This is a genomic window from Asanoa sp. WMMD1127 (assembly GCF_029626225.1).
Lineage (GTDB): Bacteria > Actinomycetota > Actinomycetes > Mycobacteriales > Micromonosporaceae > Asanoa.
On the sequence record NZ_JARUBP010000001.1, the window covers coordinates 6542785 to 6559418 of the forward strand.

The 16634-nt window shown below is 72.2% G+C and carries 15 protein-coding genes; 7 read left to right on the plus strand and 8 right to left on the minus strand.

The window, feature by feature from the left end:
• Positions 1-22: 22 nt before the first annotated feature.
• Together O7635_RS31260 and O7635_RS31265 are read right to left on the minus strand one after the other, a co-directional pair.
• Positions 23-625, minus strand: coding sequence for an HAD family phosphatase (locus tag O7635_RS31260; RefSeq protein ID WP_278084088.1), 603 nt, complete (start codon positions 623-625; stop codon positions 23-25).
• 50 nt (positions 626-675) lie between these two features.
• A complete protein-coding gene (locus tag O7635_RS31265) occupies positions 676-1167 on the minus strand; it encodes a GNAT family N-acetyltransferase (protein WP_278084089.1) in 492 nt (163 codons plus the stop codon).
• 143 nt (positions 1168-1310) lie between these two features.
• Here O7635_RS31265 and O7635_RS31270 point away from each other — a divergent pair, with 143 nt between their 5' ends.
• The gene (locus O7635_RS31270) at positions 1311-2483 is read left to right on the plus strand and encodes an acyltransferase (protein ID WP_278084090.1); all 1173 of its coding nucleotides are present in this window, start codon (positions 1311-1313) and stop codon (positions 2481-2483) included.
• Positions 2484-2583: 100 nt separating this feature from the next.
• Here the strand turns inward: O7635_RS31270 and O7635_RS31275 are convergent, their stop codons facing one another.
• Positions 2584-3201 carry a sigma-70 family RNA polymerase sigma factor gene (locus O7635_RS31275; protein ID WP_278084091.1) on the minus strand — a complete coding sequence of 206 codons (618 nt, stop codon included), beginning with the start codon at positions 3199-3201 and terminating at the stop codon, positions 2584-2586.
• Between the two features lie 86 nt (positions 3202-3287).
• Between O7635_RS31275 and O7635_RS31280 the strand changes: the two genes are divergently transcribed.
• The 3 genes from O7635_RS31280 to O7635_RS31290 all read left to right on the plus strand — a co-directional run bounded on the left by O7635_RS31280 (position 3288) and on the right by O7635_RS31290 (position 7629).
• Positions 3288-4100: a zf-HC2 domain-containing protein gene (locus O7635_RS31280; RefSeq protein ID WP_278084092.1), complete on the plus strand. Its 813-nt coding sequence runs from the start codon at positions 3288-3290 to the stop codon at positions 4098-4100.
• Positions 4101-4131: 31 nt separating this feature from the next.
• Positions 4132-5448, plus strand: coding sequence for a DUF1254 domain-containing protein (locus O7635_RS31285; protein ID WP_278084093.1), 1317 nt, complete (start codon positions 4132-4134; stop codon positions 5446-5448).
• A gap of 96 nt (positions 5449-5544) precedes the next feature.
• Positions 5545-7629 (plus strand): PAS domain-containing protein, encoded by a 2085-nt coding sequence (locus O7635_RS31290; protein WP_278084094.1) that lies wholly within the window; start codon positions 5545-5547, stop codon positions 7627-7629.
• Here O7635_RS31290 and nhaA read toward each other — a convergent pair whose 3' ends face one another.
• Together nhaA and O7635_RS31300 are read right to left on the minus strand one after the other, a co-directional pair.
• A complete protein-coding gene (nhaA, locus tag O7635_RS31295; protein ID WP_278084095.1) occupies positions 7630-9021 on the minus strand; it encodes a Na+/H+ antiporter NhaA in 1392 nt (463 codons plus the stop codon).
• Between the two features lie 7 nt (positions 9022-9028).
• Complete coding sequence (locus O7635_RS31300; protein ID WP_278084096.1) at positions 9029-9535, minus strand: thioredoxin domain-containing protein; 507 nt, start codon at positions 9533-9535, stop codon at positions 9029-9031.
• Between the two features lie 68 nt (positions 9536-9603).
• On the opposite strand from O7635_RS31300, the gene O7635_RS31305 reads away from it, so the two are divergent.
• Both O7635_RS31305 and O7635_RS31310 read left to right on the plus strand, forming a co-directional pair.
• Positions 9604-10812, plus strand: a complete 1209-nt coding sequence (locus O7635_RS31305) for an MFS transporter (protein ID WP_278084097.1) — start codon at positions 9604-9606, stop codon at positions 10810-10812.
• 127 nt (positions 10813-10939) lie between these two features.
• Complete coding sequence (locus tag O7635_RS31310) at positions 10940-11254, plus strand: hypothetical protein (protein WP_278084098.1); 315 nt, start codon at positions 10940-10942, stop codon at positions 11252-11254.
• 16 nt (positions 11255-11270) lie between these two features.
• Here the strand turns inward: O7635_RS31310 and O7635_RS31315 are convergent, their stop codons facing one another.
• On the minus strand, positions 11271-12248 hold the full coding sequence (locus O7635_RS31315) for an aldo/keto reductase (RefSeq protein ID WP_278084099.1): 978 nt from the start codon (positions 12246-12248) through the stop codon (positions 11271-11273).
• 76 nt (positions 12249-12324) lie between these two features.
• On the minus strand, positions 12325-13809 hold the full coding sequence (locus tag O7635_RS31320; protein ID WP_278084100.1) for an APC family permease: 1485 nt from the start codon (positions 13807-13809) through the stop codon (positions 12325-12327).
• A 178-nt stretch (positions 13810-13987) separates the two neighbouring features.
• On the opposite strand from O7635_RS31320, the gene O7635_RS31325 reads away from it, so the two are divergent.
• On the plus strand, positions 13988-14668 hold the full coding sequence (locus O7635_RS31325; protein WP_278084101.1) for a GPP34 family phosphoprotein: 681 nt from the start codon (positions 13988-13990) through the stop codon (positions 14666-14668).
• A 56-nt stretch (positions 14669-14724) separates the two neighbouring features.
• Here O7635_RS31325 and O7635_RS31330 read toward each other — a convergent pair whose 3' ends face one another.
• The gene (locus tag O7635_RS31330) at positions 14725-16620 is read right to left on the minus strand and encodes a primary-amine oxidase (RefSeq protein ID WP_278084102.1); all 1896 of its coding nucleotides are present in this window, start codon (positions 16618-16620) and stop codon (positions 14725-14727) included.
• Between the last annotated feature and the right edge of the window lie 14 nt (positions 16621-16634).

A 16634-nucleotide genomic window follows, 5' to 3' on the forward strand; every position in this document is an offset into this window, starting at 1 on the left:
GCTTCCCGGGCGACCGCCTGCCCTAGCGGAGCAGGGCCTCGAGGTCGGCGATGACCTGGTCGGTGGTCCGGAACAGGACGGCCGTCATGCCGTGCGCCGCCGCGGCGGTCACGTTGCCCGGGAAGTCGTCGACGAAGACCATCTCGGTCGGCGCCACGTCCATGCGCCGGCAGATCAGCTCCCACGCGGCCGGGTCCGGCTTGCTCAGCCCGACCTCGTGCGAGTAGACGCAGTCGTCGACCAGGTCGGTCAGCCCGTAGGCGGCCTGCTCCCGCTCGCGCGCCCCGACGAAGCTGTTGCTCAGGATGCCGGTCCGATAGGCGGGACGCAGCCCGCGGGCGTACGCGATGAGGTCGGTGTTCGGGGTGCCCAAGTATTGCCGCCACATGTCGGCCAGCACCGCGTCGACCTGGTCGGCGGAGAGCCCCAGCCGCTCCCGGATCGCCGCGTGCACCTCCGCCTCGGTCACCGTGCCGACGGCGCCGCCGGCCCAGACGTCCGCCAGCGCGGCGTCGAACGCGCCGTCGGCCAGGCCGAGCGCCGCCTCCCAGCGCCGGTCGAAGTCCATGGGCTCGCAGAACTCCAGCACGCCACCGATGTCGAAAACCACCGCTCGAATAACCATGATCGAGACGGTACGGAGCGCCGCGCGTCCCACTCCATACGTAATCGGTCCTAGTACACGAGCGGGCTGCGGCGTTCGATCAGGACGGTGTCGCGCCAGGTGCCGTGCAGGCGGGCGATGCGTTCGCGGGTGCCGACGACGCGGAAGCCCGCGGCCTCGTGCAGGCGGAGGCTGGCCGTGTTGGTCGGGAAGACGGCCGACTGGATGGTCCAGACGCCGGCCCGCTCCGTCGACTCGATCAGCGCGCCCAACAGGGCCCCGCCCACTCCGCGGCCGTGGGCCGCCGCGTCGACGTAGACGCTGTGCTCCACCACCCCCGCATAGGCCGGCCGGGTCGAGACCGGGGAGGCCGCGACCCATCCGACTACACGTCCGTTGAACATTGCGACAAAGCGGTGTGAAGTCAATCGAGACGCGTCAAAGGCCGGCCATTCCGGCGCGATTGTTTCGAAGCTGGCCTCACCCGTGTCCAGACCCGCCTGGTAGATCCGGCGGCAGGCCGGCCAGTCCGCGGCCAGCAGCGGCCGGATCTCTGCGTCCATCGCACCCGAGCGTATCGGGACAAACCGTTTAACCGGTTGTCGCCGGCGAGTGACGAACCGCACGCTGACCCTTCGGGTGTCCCCGATGACGGGCTCCCGGTGGCAATCTTGAATGTGCGCCATTTTTTCGGAGGGGGGTCCGGATGGCCACGATGGCTTCGGCCACGCGGGTGGAGAGGCTTCCGCACGTCGACAACCTGCGGGCCGTGATGGTCGCGTGGATCATCGCCGGGCACGCGCTCCTGGGTTATTCAGCCATCGGGGGGTGGCCGTACGACGAAGTCCAGGAGACCACGTTCCATCCACGCTCGGAACTCGCCATGGCCGTCGTCGTCGGACCGACGGCCCTTTTCGTGATCGGCACCTTCTTCTTCATCGCCGGCCTGTTCGCGCCGGCCGCGATGGCACGCAAGGGCCCGGCCAAGTTCGCCGGCGACCGGGTGGTCCGCCTCGGCGTACCCTTCCTGCTCTTCGCCCTGCTCGTCTGGCCGCTGTTCATGTGGTTCGCCTACCTGGCCGCCGGCTACCGCGTCTCGTTCTGGTGGGAGTTCACCCACCGGCACCCGTTCCTCGACTCGGGCCCGCTCTGGTTCGCGGAGATCCTGCTCTACGTCTCCCTCGCGTACGCCGCGCTGGTCTGGGCCAAGGACCGCGCCCGCGCCGAGGGCAAGGCCGACGACGTCGACGAGGGCCCGACCGAGATCGGCGGCCGCCAGCTCGCGACGCTGATCGCGCTGGTCGCGGTCGCCTCGTTCCTCGTCCGGCTGTGGTTCCCGGCGCAGAGCAAGCAGGTGCTCGACCTGCACGTCTGGCAGTGGCCGCAGTGCGTCGCGATGTTCGGCCTCGGTGTCGCCGCCGCCCGCTTCGGCTGGGCCAAGCGCGTCCCGGAACGCCTGCGCCGCGGCTGCGGGGTCGCGGTGGTCTTCACGATCCTGTCGCTGCCGGTCTACGCCTGGACCGTGGGCCTCAGCAACCTGGCCGACGACGCCGCGCCCTACCAGGGCGGCTGGCACTGGGAGGCGCTGCTCCTGGCCACCGTCGAGGCGATCCTGGTGGTCGCCGGCTCGGTCTGGGTCCTCGGCCTCGCCCAGGACCGCCTCCAGCGCGAAAGCCCCCTCTGGCGCCGCTGCGCCCGCGGCTCCTTCGCCGCCTTCGTCCTCCAGGCCCCGGTCCTGCTCACCCTCGCGATCCTGCTGCGCCCCTTCGACCTCCCGGCCGAAGCCAAAGCGATCGCCGTCGGCGGCATCGGCGTCCCGGTCTGCTTCTGGCTGGGCTGGCAACTCATCGAACGCACCCGCGTGGGCCGCTACCTGTGATTCACGATCACCGCTGACTCGGGTCCGCGGTGGGCGCGACCGTCGCTCCCGCCAGGGACCGCTCGCTCCGCTTCGCTGCCAGGCCCGCGGTGGGACGCGGTCAGCTGGTGGGGCGGAGGCGGCGGACGTCGCGATCGGCCATGGCGGCGACCAGGTCGTCGCGGGCCCGGGCCACCCGGGAGCGGATGGTGCCCACCGGGCAGCCGCAGACCTCGGCCGCCTCGGCATAGCTGAGGCCCGCGATCTGGGTCGCGACGAACGCCTCGCGACGCTCCGGGTCGAGGGCCCGGACCAGCTCCGTCAGCGCGAACCCCGCCTCGAAGCCGGCCCCGCCCGGGTCGCGGGCGAGCTCCGCCTCGGCGACCGGCTGCCAGTCGTCGAGAGCGGCCAGCCGCGGGCGGCGGGACACGTAGCGGATGTGGTCGGCGCAGGCCCGCCGGGCGATGGCGAGCAGCCAGGTGCGCGCCGTCGAGCGGGCGTCGAACGCCGGGAGGGCGCGCATCGCCCGCAGGTAGATCTCCTGCGTCAGGTCGTCGGCCTCCCCCGGGCCGACCAGGTGCACGACGAACCGGCGCAGCTGGTGCTGGGTCGCCTCGACGAACGCGTGGGCGGCGGCCCGGTCGCCGGCCTTCGCCGCCAGGGCCCAGCCGGTGACCTCGTCGAGGTCGGCGGCGGGCTCACCCGAGCGGGGGCCGCGCGGCAGTCCGGGGAGACGCATGCCGGCAAGGCTAGCTTGTCCGGTTTCTCCGGCCTAGCCCGCGGTTGAACGGGAACCAAACGGCGTTCGGCGGCGACTATCAAGACGTGGACTGTGAGCGGATCCGGGAAATGCTGTCGGCGCGCCTCGACGGAGAGGACGCGCCGGGCGAGCGTGAGCTGACCGAGCGGCACCTGGCCGGCTGCGCGCGCTGCGCCGCCTGGCTCGACGCGGCGGCCGCGGTGACCCGCCTGGCGCGGACCGCGCCCGTGCCGCCGGCGAAGCCGGTCGACCTGACCGCCGTGCCGACCCCGCAGCCGGCCGGAAGCCGGCCGAGCCGGCCGGACGAGCCGAGCCAGCCCGGCGGGCCGGGCCGGCCAAGCCGGCTGAAGCCGCCCGGGAGCCGGCCCCGGCTGGCGATCGGGCTCCGGCTCGGTCTGGCCGTCATCGGGCTCGTCCAGTTCCTGCTCGGCGCCGCCCAGGTCGCCGGCCTCGGCCGCGACGACCACGCCCACGACGCCGTGCTCGGCTCGGGCCACCTCTGGCACGAGTCGGCCGCCTGGAACCTGGCCATCGGCGCCGGGTTCGCCTTCGTCGCCCTGCGCCGCACCCGCCCCACCGGTCTGCTGCCCACCCTGACCGCGTTCGTGGCCGTGCTCACCCTGCTCTCGGCGGGTGACATCGCCGCCGGCCGGGTCGAGCCCGGCCGCCTGGCCAGCCACGGCTTCCTGATCGCCGGCTGGTTGCTCACGTTCGCGCTCTCCCGTCCGGCCTTCGACCCGGGCGAGCCACCGGCCCGCGGCACCGGCCGGCGCTGGACCGCCACCTTCGACCCGGAGCCGGCCGCGACCACCCCGCCGCGCCTGCGCCTGGTCGAGCGCGGCACCGCCACCGCGGCAACTCACCGCAAGGCCGCCTGAACGCCGCCGACCAAGCACTAGCCTCGGAGGCATGGACCTCGCCGGGCTGGCCGCGGACGCCTACGTCTACGGCTACCCGCTGGTCGCGAGCCTGACCGAGGTCAGCCGGTTCACCCGCGACGGCATGGGCGCCGTTCCCGCCACCCCGTTCAACGCGTTCGGCCACGCCCACCGGCTCGCCACGCCCGACGACCGGTTCGTCAGCGTCAACAACGACACCGTCTACTCCGTCGCGCAGGTCGACGTCGGCGGCGGGCCGGTCCGGCTGAGCGTGCCCGACACCGGCGGCGCCTACTACGTGCTCCAGGTGGTCGACGCCTGGACCAACAACATCGCGTACGTGGGCCGCCGCGCGACCGGCACCGCCGCCGGCAGCTTCCTGATCGTGCCGCGCGGCCACACCGGCCCGGTCCCCGACGACACCACCGTGCTGCCCGCCTCGACCTCGGTGGTCACGATCGTCGGCCGGCTGGCCTGCGACGGCCCGGCCGACCTGCCCCGGGTCGAGCGCCTCCAGAAGGGCCTGCGGCTGCACGCCCCCACCCCGTCGGCACGCGCGCCGCTGCCCGCGGTCGCCGCCACCGGCGTACCCACCGATCTGCTGTTCTTCGCGCACCTCCGGGCCTGGCTGGCCGCCTTCCCGCCCGCCGTGCCGGACCGGGCCCACCAGGAGCGGTTCCGGCCGCTCGGGCTCCTGGACGCGGGGTCGCCCTATACGGACCCGCCGGACGACCTCGCGCAAGCCCTGGTCGACGGGGCCGCACAGGGGCTGGCGAGGATCGAGCACGCGTCGCGCGCCGGGCACAGCGTCAACGGCTGGCACCTGGCACCGCACGCGTTCGACTACAACGTCGACTTCCTCGGCCCCGGCACCGTCGACAGTCCGCAGTGGAAGATGACCGACCGGACGCACGGCTACCTGGCCCGGGCGGTGGCGGCGCGGGTCGGGCTGTGGGGCAACCACGGCTACGAGGCGGTGTACGCCCCGGTCTACGTCGACGCCGACGGCGCGCCGCTCAACGGGGCACACGCGTACGAGATCCGCTTCCCCGCCGAGCCGCCGGTCGACGCCTTCTGGTCGCTGACGATGTACGACATGCCCGACTACTACCTCGTACCCAACGCGATCGACCGCTATTCGATCGGTGACCGCACCCCGGGACTCCGTCGCGAACCCGACGGTACGTTCACCCTCCGGGTGAGTCATGCGCCGCCCGCCGACGGCGACACGGCCAACTGGCTGCCGGCCCCGCCCGGCGCGTTCCGCCCGCTCATGCGCCTCTACCAGCCACGATCCGAGATCCTGCAGGGTTCCTACACCCTGCCGCCGGTGGTCCGGGTCGGCTGAGCCCGCCGCGGTCCCCCTTTCGCACAGCCCACACACAGGTGAAGATGGTGTGTCAATGTGTGTGTCCAACCCCGACGCCCCCGGATCGGAGCCGCCATGGCGAGACGCTGGCCGGCGCTCGCCGGCGCCGTCGCCGTGGTGCTCGGCGGCGCGATCGTCGCGTTCCCGGGCGCGGCCGCCGCGCTCTGGGGCTCGGCCGGCGCGCTGGCCGCGACCGGGATCCTCTGGGGCATCCGGACCCACCAGCCCGCCCGGCGGGCGCCATGGGTCCTGCTCGCCGCGGCGGCGGCCGCTCTCGGCGCCGGTGACGTCGCCTACGAGCTGAGCACCGGCAGCGGCGACGCGTGGCTGATCGTCGCCGAGATCTGCTACCTGACCCTGTTCCCCTTGCTGGCGTACGCGCTGCTGGGCCTGACCAGGACGAGCGCCGCCCTGCGCGACCGGTCCACCGTGGTCGACCTGCTGTCCCTCGTCGTCGCCGCCGGCCTGGTCGGCTGGACGCTGACCGCCGGCCCGCTGACCGCCGCGTCGACCTGGCCGGTGTTCGACCGCTCGCTGGCCGCCGCCCACGTGCTCGGCTCCATCGTGGTCGTCGTGGTGACCACGGCGCTGGTCGTGGCGACCCGGGCCCGCAACGTCTCCGCGGTGCTGCTGGCCGCGGGCTCGGCCGGCCTGCTCCTCGCCGACACCTTGGACGCGGTCGCCGAGATGGGCAGCGGTCTCCCGGGCGGGCGGCTGTGGGAGCTGGGCTACCTCGTCTGTTACGCCGCCTGGGGCGCCGCCGCGCTGCCACCCTCGATGGCCCGGCTGACCCTGCCGGTCGAGCCGCGGGTCGACTCGGGACGCGGCCTGGGTGTGCTGCCCGTCCTGCTGATCGCGCTGACCGGCCCGGCCCTGCTGCTCGTCGGCGACATCCGCGACGACGTCGGCGTGGTGACGGTCGTGGCGATCGGCTCCGCCCTGCTGATCGTGCTGGTCGCGACCCGGCTCCACGACGCCCTGACCGCACAGCGCCGCGCCGTCGAGCGGGAACGCCTGCTCCGGCACGCCTGCGGCGAGCTCGTCGCGGCCACCGACGCGGTGACGGTCGCGGAGACGCTGGTGGCCGGCATCGACCGGCTGCTGCCAAAGGCCCAACCGCATCGGGTGATCTTCATCAGCACCGCCGGACCGGCCGAGGTCGACGAGACGGTGCCCCTGTCCGGTGTGGCCGCCTCGGCCCGGCTCCCCAGCGACTGGGAGCACGCCGGCGAAGCGGACCGGTCCCGGCGGGTCAAGGCCAGTGAGGAGACCGCCGACCTGCGGCCCGCGGTCGACCGCCGGCTCGACGCCGGGCGGGGTCGGGCCACCGGCAAGGCCGCGGTGCCGGCCGGGAGTTCCGACGACGCGCCGGCCGGCCCGGTCTTCGGCCGGGTCGACGCGGCCGACGCGCGCGCCTGGCGGCCGTTGGTGCTGCTCGACCACCAGCCACCCGCGACCGCCGGCGGCCGCCGCAGCCGGCTCAGCGCGACCCGGCTGCTCCACCCCGACCTGCGGGCGCCGCTCGCGGGCCTGCCGGCCACCCTGGTCGCCTCGCTGGCGGCCGAGCAGCCGGGCCGGCACCGCTCCCCCGTCAGCGCCGTCGCCGTCGCGGGCGACCACGCTGTGCTCGCGGGCCTGCAGGACACCATCGAGGTGCTGGCCAGCCAGGCGGCGCTGGCGCTGCGCCGGGTCGGCCACACGGTGGAGACGAGCCGGCGGGAGCGCGACGCCTACCTGAGCGCGGTCAGCGAGCGCACCGCCGACGTGGTGATCCTGCTCGACGCCGACGAGTGGATCCGCTACGCCAGCCCGTCCATGGCCGAGCTGCTCAACGTCTCGGTGCCGGTCTTCTCGACCTGGCGCGACATCATCCACCGCGACGACCACGGCCAGGTCGAGAACACGCTCGACCGGGCCCGCTCCGCGCTCGACGGCAGCGGCGTCAACACCGAGTGGACGCTGCGGCGCTCGGACGGCTCCTGGATCCAGGTCGAGGTCAACTGCCGCGACCTGCGCAACCACCCGGCGGTGCAGGGCCTCGTGCTGACGTTGCACGACGTGACTCCGGACCGCCGGGTCGACCTGCCCTCCACGCTGCGCCGGCTGGACCGCTCGGCGCCGGGCCGCAACCGCCGCAGCGTCTGGAAGCGGTTCGGCTGATCACGGGTTGGTCGGGTCGCGCCACGGCCCGGTCGGCAGCGCCGGGACCGCGTCGTCGTCCTCCACCATGCACAGCGGCAGCCGCTCCCCCAGGTAGCGCAGCGCCAGCGAGCCCACCACCGCCGAGACGACCGACGCCACCAGCACGCCGATCTTGGCGTCGTCGGTGATGACCGGGTCGTCGAAGGCCAGGTCGGTGATGAACAGGCCGATGGTGAAACCGATGCCGGCCAGCGAGGCACCGCCGATCAGGTGGCCGTAGCGGACCCGGCCCGGAAGCTCGCCCAGCTTCGTCCAGATGGCGATCGCGGTGCCGAGCGAGATCCCGACTATCTTGCCGACCACCAGGCCGACCACGATGCCGATGGTCACCGACGACTGCGCTGCCCGGGACAGGGTCTCCCCGCTTATCACCACGCCGGCGTTGGCGAGGGCGAAGACAGGCACGATGACGTACGCGCTGAACGGGTGCAGCACGTCCTGCAGCCGATCGTTGGCCGGCACGGTGGCCCGCGCCGCCTGGACGGTCAGCCGCGCCCGCTCGGCGTCCGCCCGCTCGATCAGCCCGCGGCCGTAGAAGCGCAGGAAGTCCAGCAGCCTTGGGTCGGTCGGGGTGGCGGGCACGACCAGGCCGAGGATGACGCCGGCCAGGGTGCCGTGCACGCCGGACTCGTAGACCGCGAACCAGAGGGCGACGCCGACCAGCGCGTACCAGCGGAGTTGCCAGACGCCCAGCCAGCGCATTCCCACCAGCACGGCGACCAGCACGACGGCGATGACCAGCGGCACCATGGCGATGTCCGGCGTGTAGAAGACGGCCAGCACCACCACCGCCACGATGTCGTCGACGATGGCCAGGGTCAGGAAGAAGAGCCGGAGCTGGTCCGGGCAGCGCGGGCCGAAGAGCGCGAGGATGCCCAGCACGAACGCGGTGTCCGTGGAGATCGGGATGCCCCAGCCGTGCTCGGCCGGCGTGCCCGCGTTGAACGCGTAGTAGATGAGCGCCGGCACGATGACGCCGCCGGCGGCGCCGAAGATGGGCGCCAACACGTAGCGCCGTCGGCGCAGCTCCCCGACGGTGATCTCGCGGTTGATCTCCAGCCCGACGGTGAGGAAGAAGATCGCCATGGCGGCGTCGTTGATCCAGTGCCGGAGATCCAGCGAGATGCCGTAGCCGCCGATCTCGATCGACGCCTCGGTCTCCCACACCCACTCGTAGCTGCCGCCTGGGACATTGGCCCACACCAACGCCGCGATCGCGGCCGCGAGCAGCAGGAAACCACTGCCGGCCTCGGTGACGAGGAAGCGGGTGACCGGTTGGGGCACCAGCGGCAACGCGCCGGCCAGCCGGGTCCGTGGCCCTGGCCGGGGCGGCATCGACGCCGTGCTCATCGCGCCCTCAGCGGCCGAGGCCGAGCGTACTGCGCAGGGCGCCGAGGTCCACCCGCCCGGTGTAGAGCCGGCCGTCGACGAAGAGGGTCGGTGTGCCGCGGACGCCGTCGGCCACGCCGGTCGTGTAGTCACGCTCGACGGCCGGCCGGAACGCCTGCGCCGCCTCGCCGACCACCGACTCGGGTTCGGGAACGCCGGCCTCGGTGGCGTAGGCCATCAGGTCCGGGTCGGTCAGCCGCGCCTGGTGCTTGAACAGCAGGTCGTGCATCGGCCAGAACCGGTCGCCGGCCGCCTCGGCGGCGAGCGCGGCGGTCAGCGCGTAGGGGTGCACGGTGAAGACCGGGAAGTGGCGGAAGACCAGCCGCACCCGCCCATCGGAGCCGTCGACCAGCTTGCGCAGCACCGGCTTGGCGGCGCCGCAGTACGGGCACTCGAAGTCGCCGTACTCGATGACGGTGATCGCCGCGCCGGGGTCGCCGTACGCGTGGCGGTCGAGGTCGATGGCGTCACTCACCCGTTCGATCGTGCCACCCGGACCGGCGCGGGGTGCGAAGATCGGAAATCCTCCGGTACGGTCCGCAAATGGTCGATCGATCAGCGGCGTTGGGCGGGGCGTTCTGGCGGTTCTGGGGCGCGTCAGCCCTGGCGAACCTCGGCGACGGCATCCGGGTGGCGGCGTTCCCGCTGCTGGCGGCGGCGTTGACCGCGTCGCCGGTCGGCGTGGCGGCGGTCGCGGCGGCCCAGTTCCTGCCGTGGCTGGTGACGGGCCTGGCGGCGGGCGCGCTGGCGGACCGGCGCGGCGCCCGCCAGCTGATAGTCGCCGCTGACGTGGCCCGGGTGCTGGTGCTGCTGACGCTGGTCGTCGCGGTCGCGTCCGGTTGGGCCACGGTGGGGCTGGTGGTCGCGGCGGCGTTCCTGCTGGGCGTCGGCGAGACGGTTCGCGACACCGCGGCGCAGACGGCGATCCCGCGTCTGGTGCACGACAGCCAGCTCGAGAAGGCCAACGGCCGCCTGGTCGCCGGCGAGATCGTCGGCAACGAGTTCGTCGGCCCACCGGTCGGCGCGCTGCTCTTCGTCGCGGGCGCGGCGCTGCCGTTCGCGGTCAACGGCGCGGCCCTGGCGCTGGCCGTGATGCTGGTCCTGTCGCTGCCGCTGAGCCTGGTCCGGGCGGCGCCGGCGACGTCGCCGTCGGCCTCGCCGGGCGTGCTGTCCGGCATGCGCTGGCTGCTCCGCCACCCCATGATGCGCACGCTGGTCGTGGTCAGCGCGGCGGTGGGCGCGGCTGACAGCGCGTGGTTCGCCATCTTCGTGCTTTACGCCCGCGACAGCCTGGGCCTCGGCGCGCTCGGCTTCGGTCTGCTCCTGGCCACCGGCGCGGCCGGCGGCCTGCTGGGCTCGTTCGCCGCGGACCGCCTGATCGCCCGCTTCACCCACCGCCCGGTCCTGGCGTGGTCCCTGGCCGTCACCGCCGGCGCGCCGGCCCTCCTGCTGGTGGCCCCGGACCGCTGGGCCGCCGCGGTCGTCGTGATCACCACCAGCGGCTCGTTCGCGGTCCTCAACGTGACGGCCCTGGCCATCCGCCAACGCGCGGTCCCGGCCGACCTCCTGGGCCGGGTGGTGGCGGCGTCCCGCACGATGACCTACGGGTGCGCGGCCCTGGGGGCGCTGCTGGGCGGGACGCTCGCGGGCACGCTGGGCACCGAGGCCCCCTTCTTCTTCAGCGCCGCGGTAGCGGTCGCCGCCACCGCGGCCTGGCTCTCCGCCTCCCGCCCCGACCCCCACCCGGCCTGAGCCCAGCCGCCATCACCTCGCGGCAACCACGTGCGGGGCCAGGGCGTCCGGAACCGCACATGCTCATCCATGTGCGCACATGCGAAACCATGTCCGGCCACTGAAGCGACCGTCAGAGAAGACCTGCATGAGCGGACAGGAACGGCTCACCGAGCCGCCAAGGCTGACGATGGCCGTGGCGTTTCCTGATGTGACCGCCCGGGTCGTGGCCGTTCTCCGCGAGATGGGCTACGGCGACCTCGCCGATTCGCTTCCAGCGCAACGCTTCTACGGCCACTGCCGCTGCAGGGACGGCTGCTCGTTCCTCCTGACCGCGCCACCAGGCAGCTCCGGCAGTCTCATGATCTGGCTGGAGGTGTCGGGCGAGGCGGTCGGTGAGGTGAGCCTCGACCCGCCGGGCCGGATGATCACCGAAATCGAGATCGGCGATGCGCCGCCCTGAGCAGCAGGCTTGCGGGCTAGAAGCCTTCCGGGACGTGGGGGATGTAGTGCTCCTCGAGCATCGCGGTCTCTTCGTCGGTGAGGGTCAGGTCGAGGGCCGCGAGCGCGTCGGTGAGGTGGTGGTCCTTCGTGACGCCGACGATCGGGGCCGTCACCGCCGCCTTCGACAGCACCCAGGCCAGCGCCACCACCGCTCGGGACAGGCCGCGGGGCGAGGCGATCTTGCCCACCGCCTCGACGATCTGGCGGTCCGCGTCCTGCGACTGGCGGTAGAGGGTCGCGCCGAAGCGGTCCGTGCCGCTGCGGTCCGTCGTGGTGTCCCAGCCGCGGGCCAGGCGGCCGCGGGCCAGTGGGCTCCAGGGGATCACGCCGATGTTCTGGTCGAGGCAGTACGGGAGCATCTCCCGTTCCTCCTCGCGCATCAGCAGGTTGTAGTGGTTCTGCATGGCCACGAAGCGGGTCCAGCCGCCCAGGTCGGCCGCGTGCTGCATGGCGGCGAACTGCCACGTCCACATGGACGACGCGCCGAGGTAGCGAACCTTGCCCGCGCGGACCAGGTCGTGCAGCGCCTCCATCGTCTCCTCGACCGGGGTGTCCGGGTCGAAGCGGTGGATCTGGTAGAGGTCGATGTAGTCGGTGCGCAGGCGGCGCAGGCTCGCGTCGACCTGGGTCATGATGGCGCCGCGGGACAGGCCTGCGCCGTTGGGGCCGTCGGCCATGCGGCCGTGCACCTTCGTCGCGATGACCACCTCGTCGCGCCGGGCGAGCTCGCCGAGGACCTGGCCGAGGATCTCCTCGCTCGAGCCGTACGCGTAGACGTTGGCGGTGTCGAACGTGGTCACGCCGGCCTCCAGGGCCTGGCGGATCAGCGGCCGGGAGTGCTCCAGGTCGAGGCTCCAGGCGTGGTGGCCGCGGCTCGGGTCGCCGAAGCCCATGCAGCCGACCACGATCTTCGAGATGACCAGGCCCGACGAGCCCAGGCGCGTGTATTCCATGCCGGGAGGCTACGCCCACGGGACGCGGAACGCCCGCGCGGCACAGCGGCCGCGCGGGCGTTCGGACCACCAGGAGTCAGTGCACCGGCACGTATTCCGGGCCGGTCTCGTCGCTCGCGGCGAGCGGCTGGCCGACGGTCCGGCCGATGCCCTCGTAGATCTCGGGCCGCGACGACCGCAGGATCGCTCCCCAGAGGACGCCGATGACCGCGGCCGCGCCGATCAGGCCCGGCAGCAGCCAGCGCAGGTAGCTCGGCGTCTCCGGACCGAGCAGGCTGTTGAAGTTGACGACCACCGTGATCAGCAGCGCGGTCAGGAGGATGGTCGCCAGCGCCGGGGCGATGGTGCCCTGCCACACCGACTCGTCGCCGCGGCGGGTGCGGAAGAAGCCGACGACCGCGGCCGAGGTCGACGCCATCAGCAGCACGACGCCGACGGCCGAGACACCGGACAGCCAGGTGAACAGGTCGAGGACCGGGTCCCTGCCGGCGATGACGAAGCCGACGAGCACGACGATCGCGATGACCGACTGGGTCAGCGAGCCGGCGACCGGCGCCATGGTGCGGCGGCTGGTGCGGCCGAGGAACTGCGGCAGCACCCGCTCGCGACCGAGCGCGAACAGGTAGCGCGCAACTCCATTGTGGAACGACAGCAGGGCGGCGAACACGCTGGTGAAGAACAGCACGACGGCGATGTCCGACACCGTGGTGTTGACCTGCTCCGCCAGGGTGCCGAACACGACGCCCGGGCCGGCCTCGGTGGCCGCCTGCTGCACGTTGTCGGGACCGACGACGACCGACATCGCCCACGCCGAGATCGCGTAGAACAGACCGGTGAACAGCACCGCGAGGAACGTCGCGCGGGCGACCGTGTGGTTGGGGTCCTTGACCTCTTCGCTGTAGATGGCGCCCGACTCGAAGCCCGTGAACGCCGCGATGCCCAGTGCGAAGACGGCGCCGACACCCGACGCGAACAGGTTGCCGAAGTCCCAACCGGCCATCGAGACGCTGCCGCCGGCGGGGTTGCTCAGGCCCACGATGTCGAACACCGCGGTCGCGATGATCTCGAGGATCAGCAGGACCGCCAGGACCGTCGCGTTGAGGTCGACCCGCAGCATGCCCAGCAGGCCGATCAGCAGCCACGCCGCCAGCGACCAGACCCACCACTTCACGTCGACGTCGAACTTCGTGTTCATGAAGTCGGCGAAGATGAAGCCGAACAGGCCGTAGAGGCCGATCTGGATCGCGTTGTAGGCGGTCAGCGCCACGAACGAGCCACCGACACCGGCGGGGCGGCCGACACCCTGCGAGATGTAGGAGTAGAAGGCGCCGGCGTTGGCGACGTGGCGGCTCATGGCCGCGTAGCCCACCGCGAAGATGCCCAGGATGAGCGCGAGCACCAGGAAGGACAGCGGGACACCCTTGGAGCCGGTGACCGCGAAGGTCGTGGTGACGCCACCACCGAGGACCGTCAGCGGCGCGGATGCCGCCACGACGAAGAAGAACAGGTGTACTACGCCGAGGCGTCGCCTGGCGAGAGTTCCTGCGAGCTGTTCGGACACTGGGGGGTTCCTCGATTCAGAGGGTCTTTGATCGGTTTCGCGACGCCCGATCGTACGACCCTGATCTCCACCACTCAAGACTGTGGAGGGTCCTTATCGAAGGATCACAACAGTTGAATGAAGTTCAAGATCGGCGTACGATTTGCCCCGCACAAAATCGGCGCCCCACCCCCCGCCGGTGATCTCCTCGACTCTTCGACTCCCGCCTGAGGTTATGAGCGACTTAGGGCTTGCCGACGAACTGTTTCTCGCCGGTTACAACGAATACACCGGCAAGACAGTCATCAACGCCGAGATGTTGGACGCCGGCCTGGCCGGCGCTGCCCTCGGTGAGTTGATCCTGCAGAGACGGATAACCGTGGTCGCCGGAAAGGTGGCCGTGGACGACCCGCGCCCCTGGGGCGACCCGGTCACCGACGTCGTGCTGCGGGAGATCCACACCAGAGCCAGCGAGTTCGTGCCCCGGGCCTGGGTCGAGCACCTCCGCGGCAACGTCGGCGAGGTGGTCGCGCAGCGCGTCGTCGCCGCGGGGATGGTCCGTCGCGACGAGCAGCGTGCCGGGCTGTCCAGGAAGCTTACTGTGCGTTATCCCGCGGTCAACGCGCTGACGGCGACGCGGCCCCTGGTGCGACTTTCCTACTACCTGCAGCGACCGGCTCAGATCGACGCGCAGACAGCCACGCTGGCCGCCCTGGTCAAGGCCACTGGCCTCGAACAACGCATCATGCTGGAGTGGACCCGGCAGGAGGTCGCCGACAGCATCTCGGCGATCACCGTGCGCCTGCCCGCACCGCTGCGCGATGTGATCCAGGGCGTCGAAGGCGCGGTCGCCGCGATGGCGGTCACTACTCGCCGTTAATTATCAAGGAATTGCATCGGGGGTACGCCCACCCGGGCGTACCCCCGATTTGATCGTCAATGACAGTGTTTCGCCGTGCTGGCCGGAACGTCCAATGTGGGGTTCCGGTCGAAGAATCCGGCCGGCCGCAACGAGAATCCGCAACGGTCGACGGGCATCACGGGCCAGTCCTCGACCCGCGGGAAATGCGTGCTGCCGAATGTGTGCCACACGACAATGTCCTCGCCGTCGATCGACTGGTCGTCGGCGATGAACGTCGGCAGGCCGGCCCCGCCCGGGTGCTGGTTGACGTGGTTGCCGGCCGGGTAGCGCTCGTCGGCGTCGTAGCGGGTGACCCACAGGTGCTTGGTGGCGAACGCCGCCCGCCGGGCGATCGACGAGGAGGCGTCGGCGAGCAGCGCCGGCTGACCCTCGGGCCGCAGCACGTACGCGACGGGCTGCCCGAGCCGGTTGGTCCTGTCCGGGTTGGAGATCCGCCAGACCCGGCCGACCGCGTTGTCGGCGCTGCGGGCCGCCTCCGACTCCCGGGCCAGCCGGGTCGCGGTGCGGGTGAACGCGTTGCCGTAGGGGTTGGCCTCGCCGACCGGCACCCGCCGCACGTCGAGCTCGTCGACCGCGTTCCCGACGCCGTCGAGCATCATGTCGAGCCGGGCGCTGAACAGGTGCTGGTGGTACGGCGCGCCGAGCCCCGGCGCGATCTCCGTGGCATATTCCGCGCCCTCGGCGTACGACGAGGTGAACACGACGCCGGTCGCCTTGACCTCCATCTCGATGGTGCCGTCGAGGTAGAGGTACCAGAAGAAGCCGTAGTCGTAGTTGCCGACGGTGGCCCAGTAGGAGATGACCAGGCGGCGCTGGCGGCGGGTCTCGGCGGCCTCGGTGAACAGGTCGCTGTGCTTCCACAGCACGCCGAAGTCCTCTTCGTGCAGGCAGATCGCGTTGCTGACGGCCCGCGGGTTGCCCTCGCCGTCGGCGAGCACGGCGTCGAAGTAGTAGATCTCACCGAGACAGTCGCAGCCGAGCACCAGCGAGTTGGCCTGCTGGCCGAGCAGATATTCGCCCGCGTCGAAGTAGTTCTGCCAGAACCGCACCGGGCTCGGGTCGGCGTAGGGCACCACCATCTCGGCGATCGACGCGCGGTAGATCAGCGGCCGGTCCTGGATGGCCAGCTGGTGCAGCACCAGGCCCTCGCGCGGGTCGAAGCCGACCCGGAACGTCCAGCCCTCCCAGGTCACCTGGTCGCCGTCGACCTGGAAGCTGGCGCCGTCTGGCTGGGTGATCTCCAGTGGCTTGAGCGTCTCCCGCGGCGGCCCGGTGTAGGCGGGGTCGTCGTAGTTGCCCTCCTCCTGCGGCACGGGCAGCAGGGCGTGGTCGATGAGCTGCACGACCTTCTTCTCGATCAGGTCGACGTACGCGACGACGCCGTCGATCGGGTGCGCCCAGCAGTGGTCCTCGGGCCGGTGCGCCACGAAGGACAGCACGCGCAGCAGGCGCTTGCCGCTCTCGCCCGGGATGTCGAAGTCACCGGCCGACAGCGGGCACGGCCGCACCAGGTCGAAGTCGGTGATGCCGCGCCGCTCGATCGCGGCCCGCCACTGCGGGTCGGCCTTGACGATCTCGTCGACCGAGATGAACTCGTCGAGCAGGATCGGCGGCTGGCCGTCGACGGCCGGGTCGATGTCGACGACCTCGTCGACCTGTTCGCGGGTCACCGAGGCGATCGCCGAGCGGACCTGCCCGGTGGCCACGTCGAGCAGCAGCGCGCGGACACGCCGGTCGAGCGGGTCGCCCGGGCGCCAGGCGAGCACCTCGTGCTTGGCCGGTTCCTCCAGCGCCAGCAGCGCGAACCGGGTGGTGGGTGTGAGCAGGTCCTGCTTCTGGAACAACGTGCGCGCCGCGTCGATCTCGGCGGCGCTCAGTCGGTCCAGAGGGTGACCGGCAGGGGCAGTCATCGGATCACCTCGTC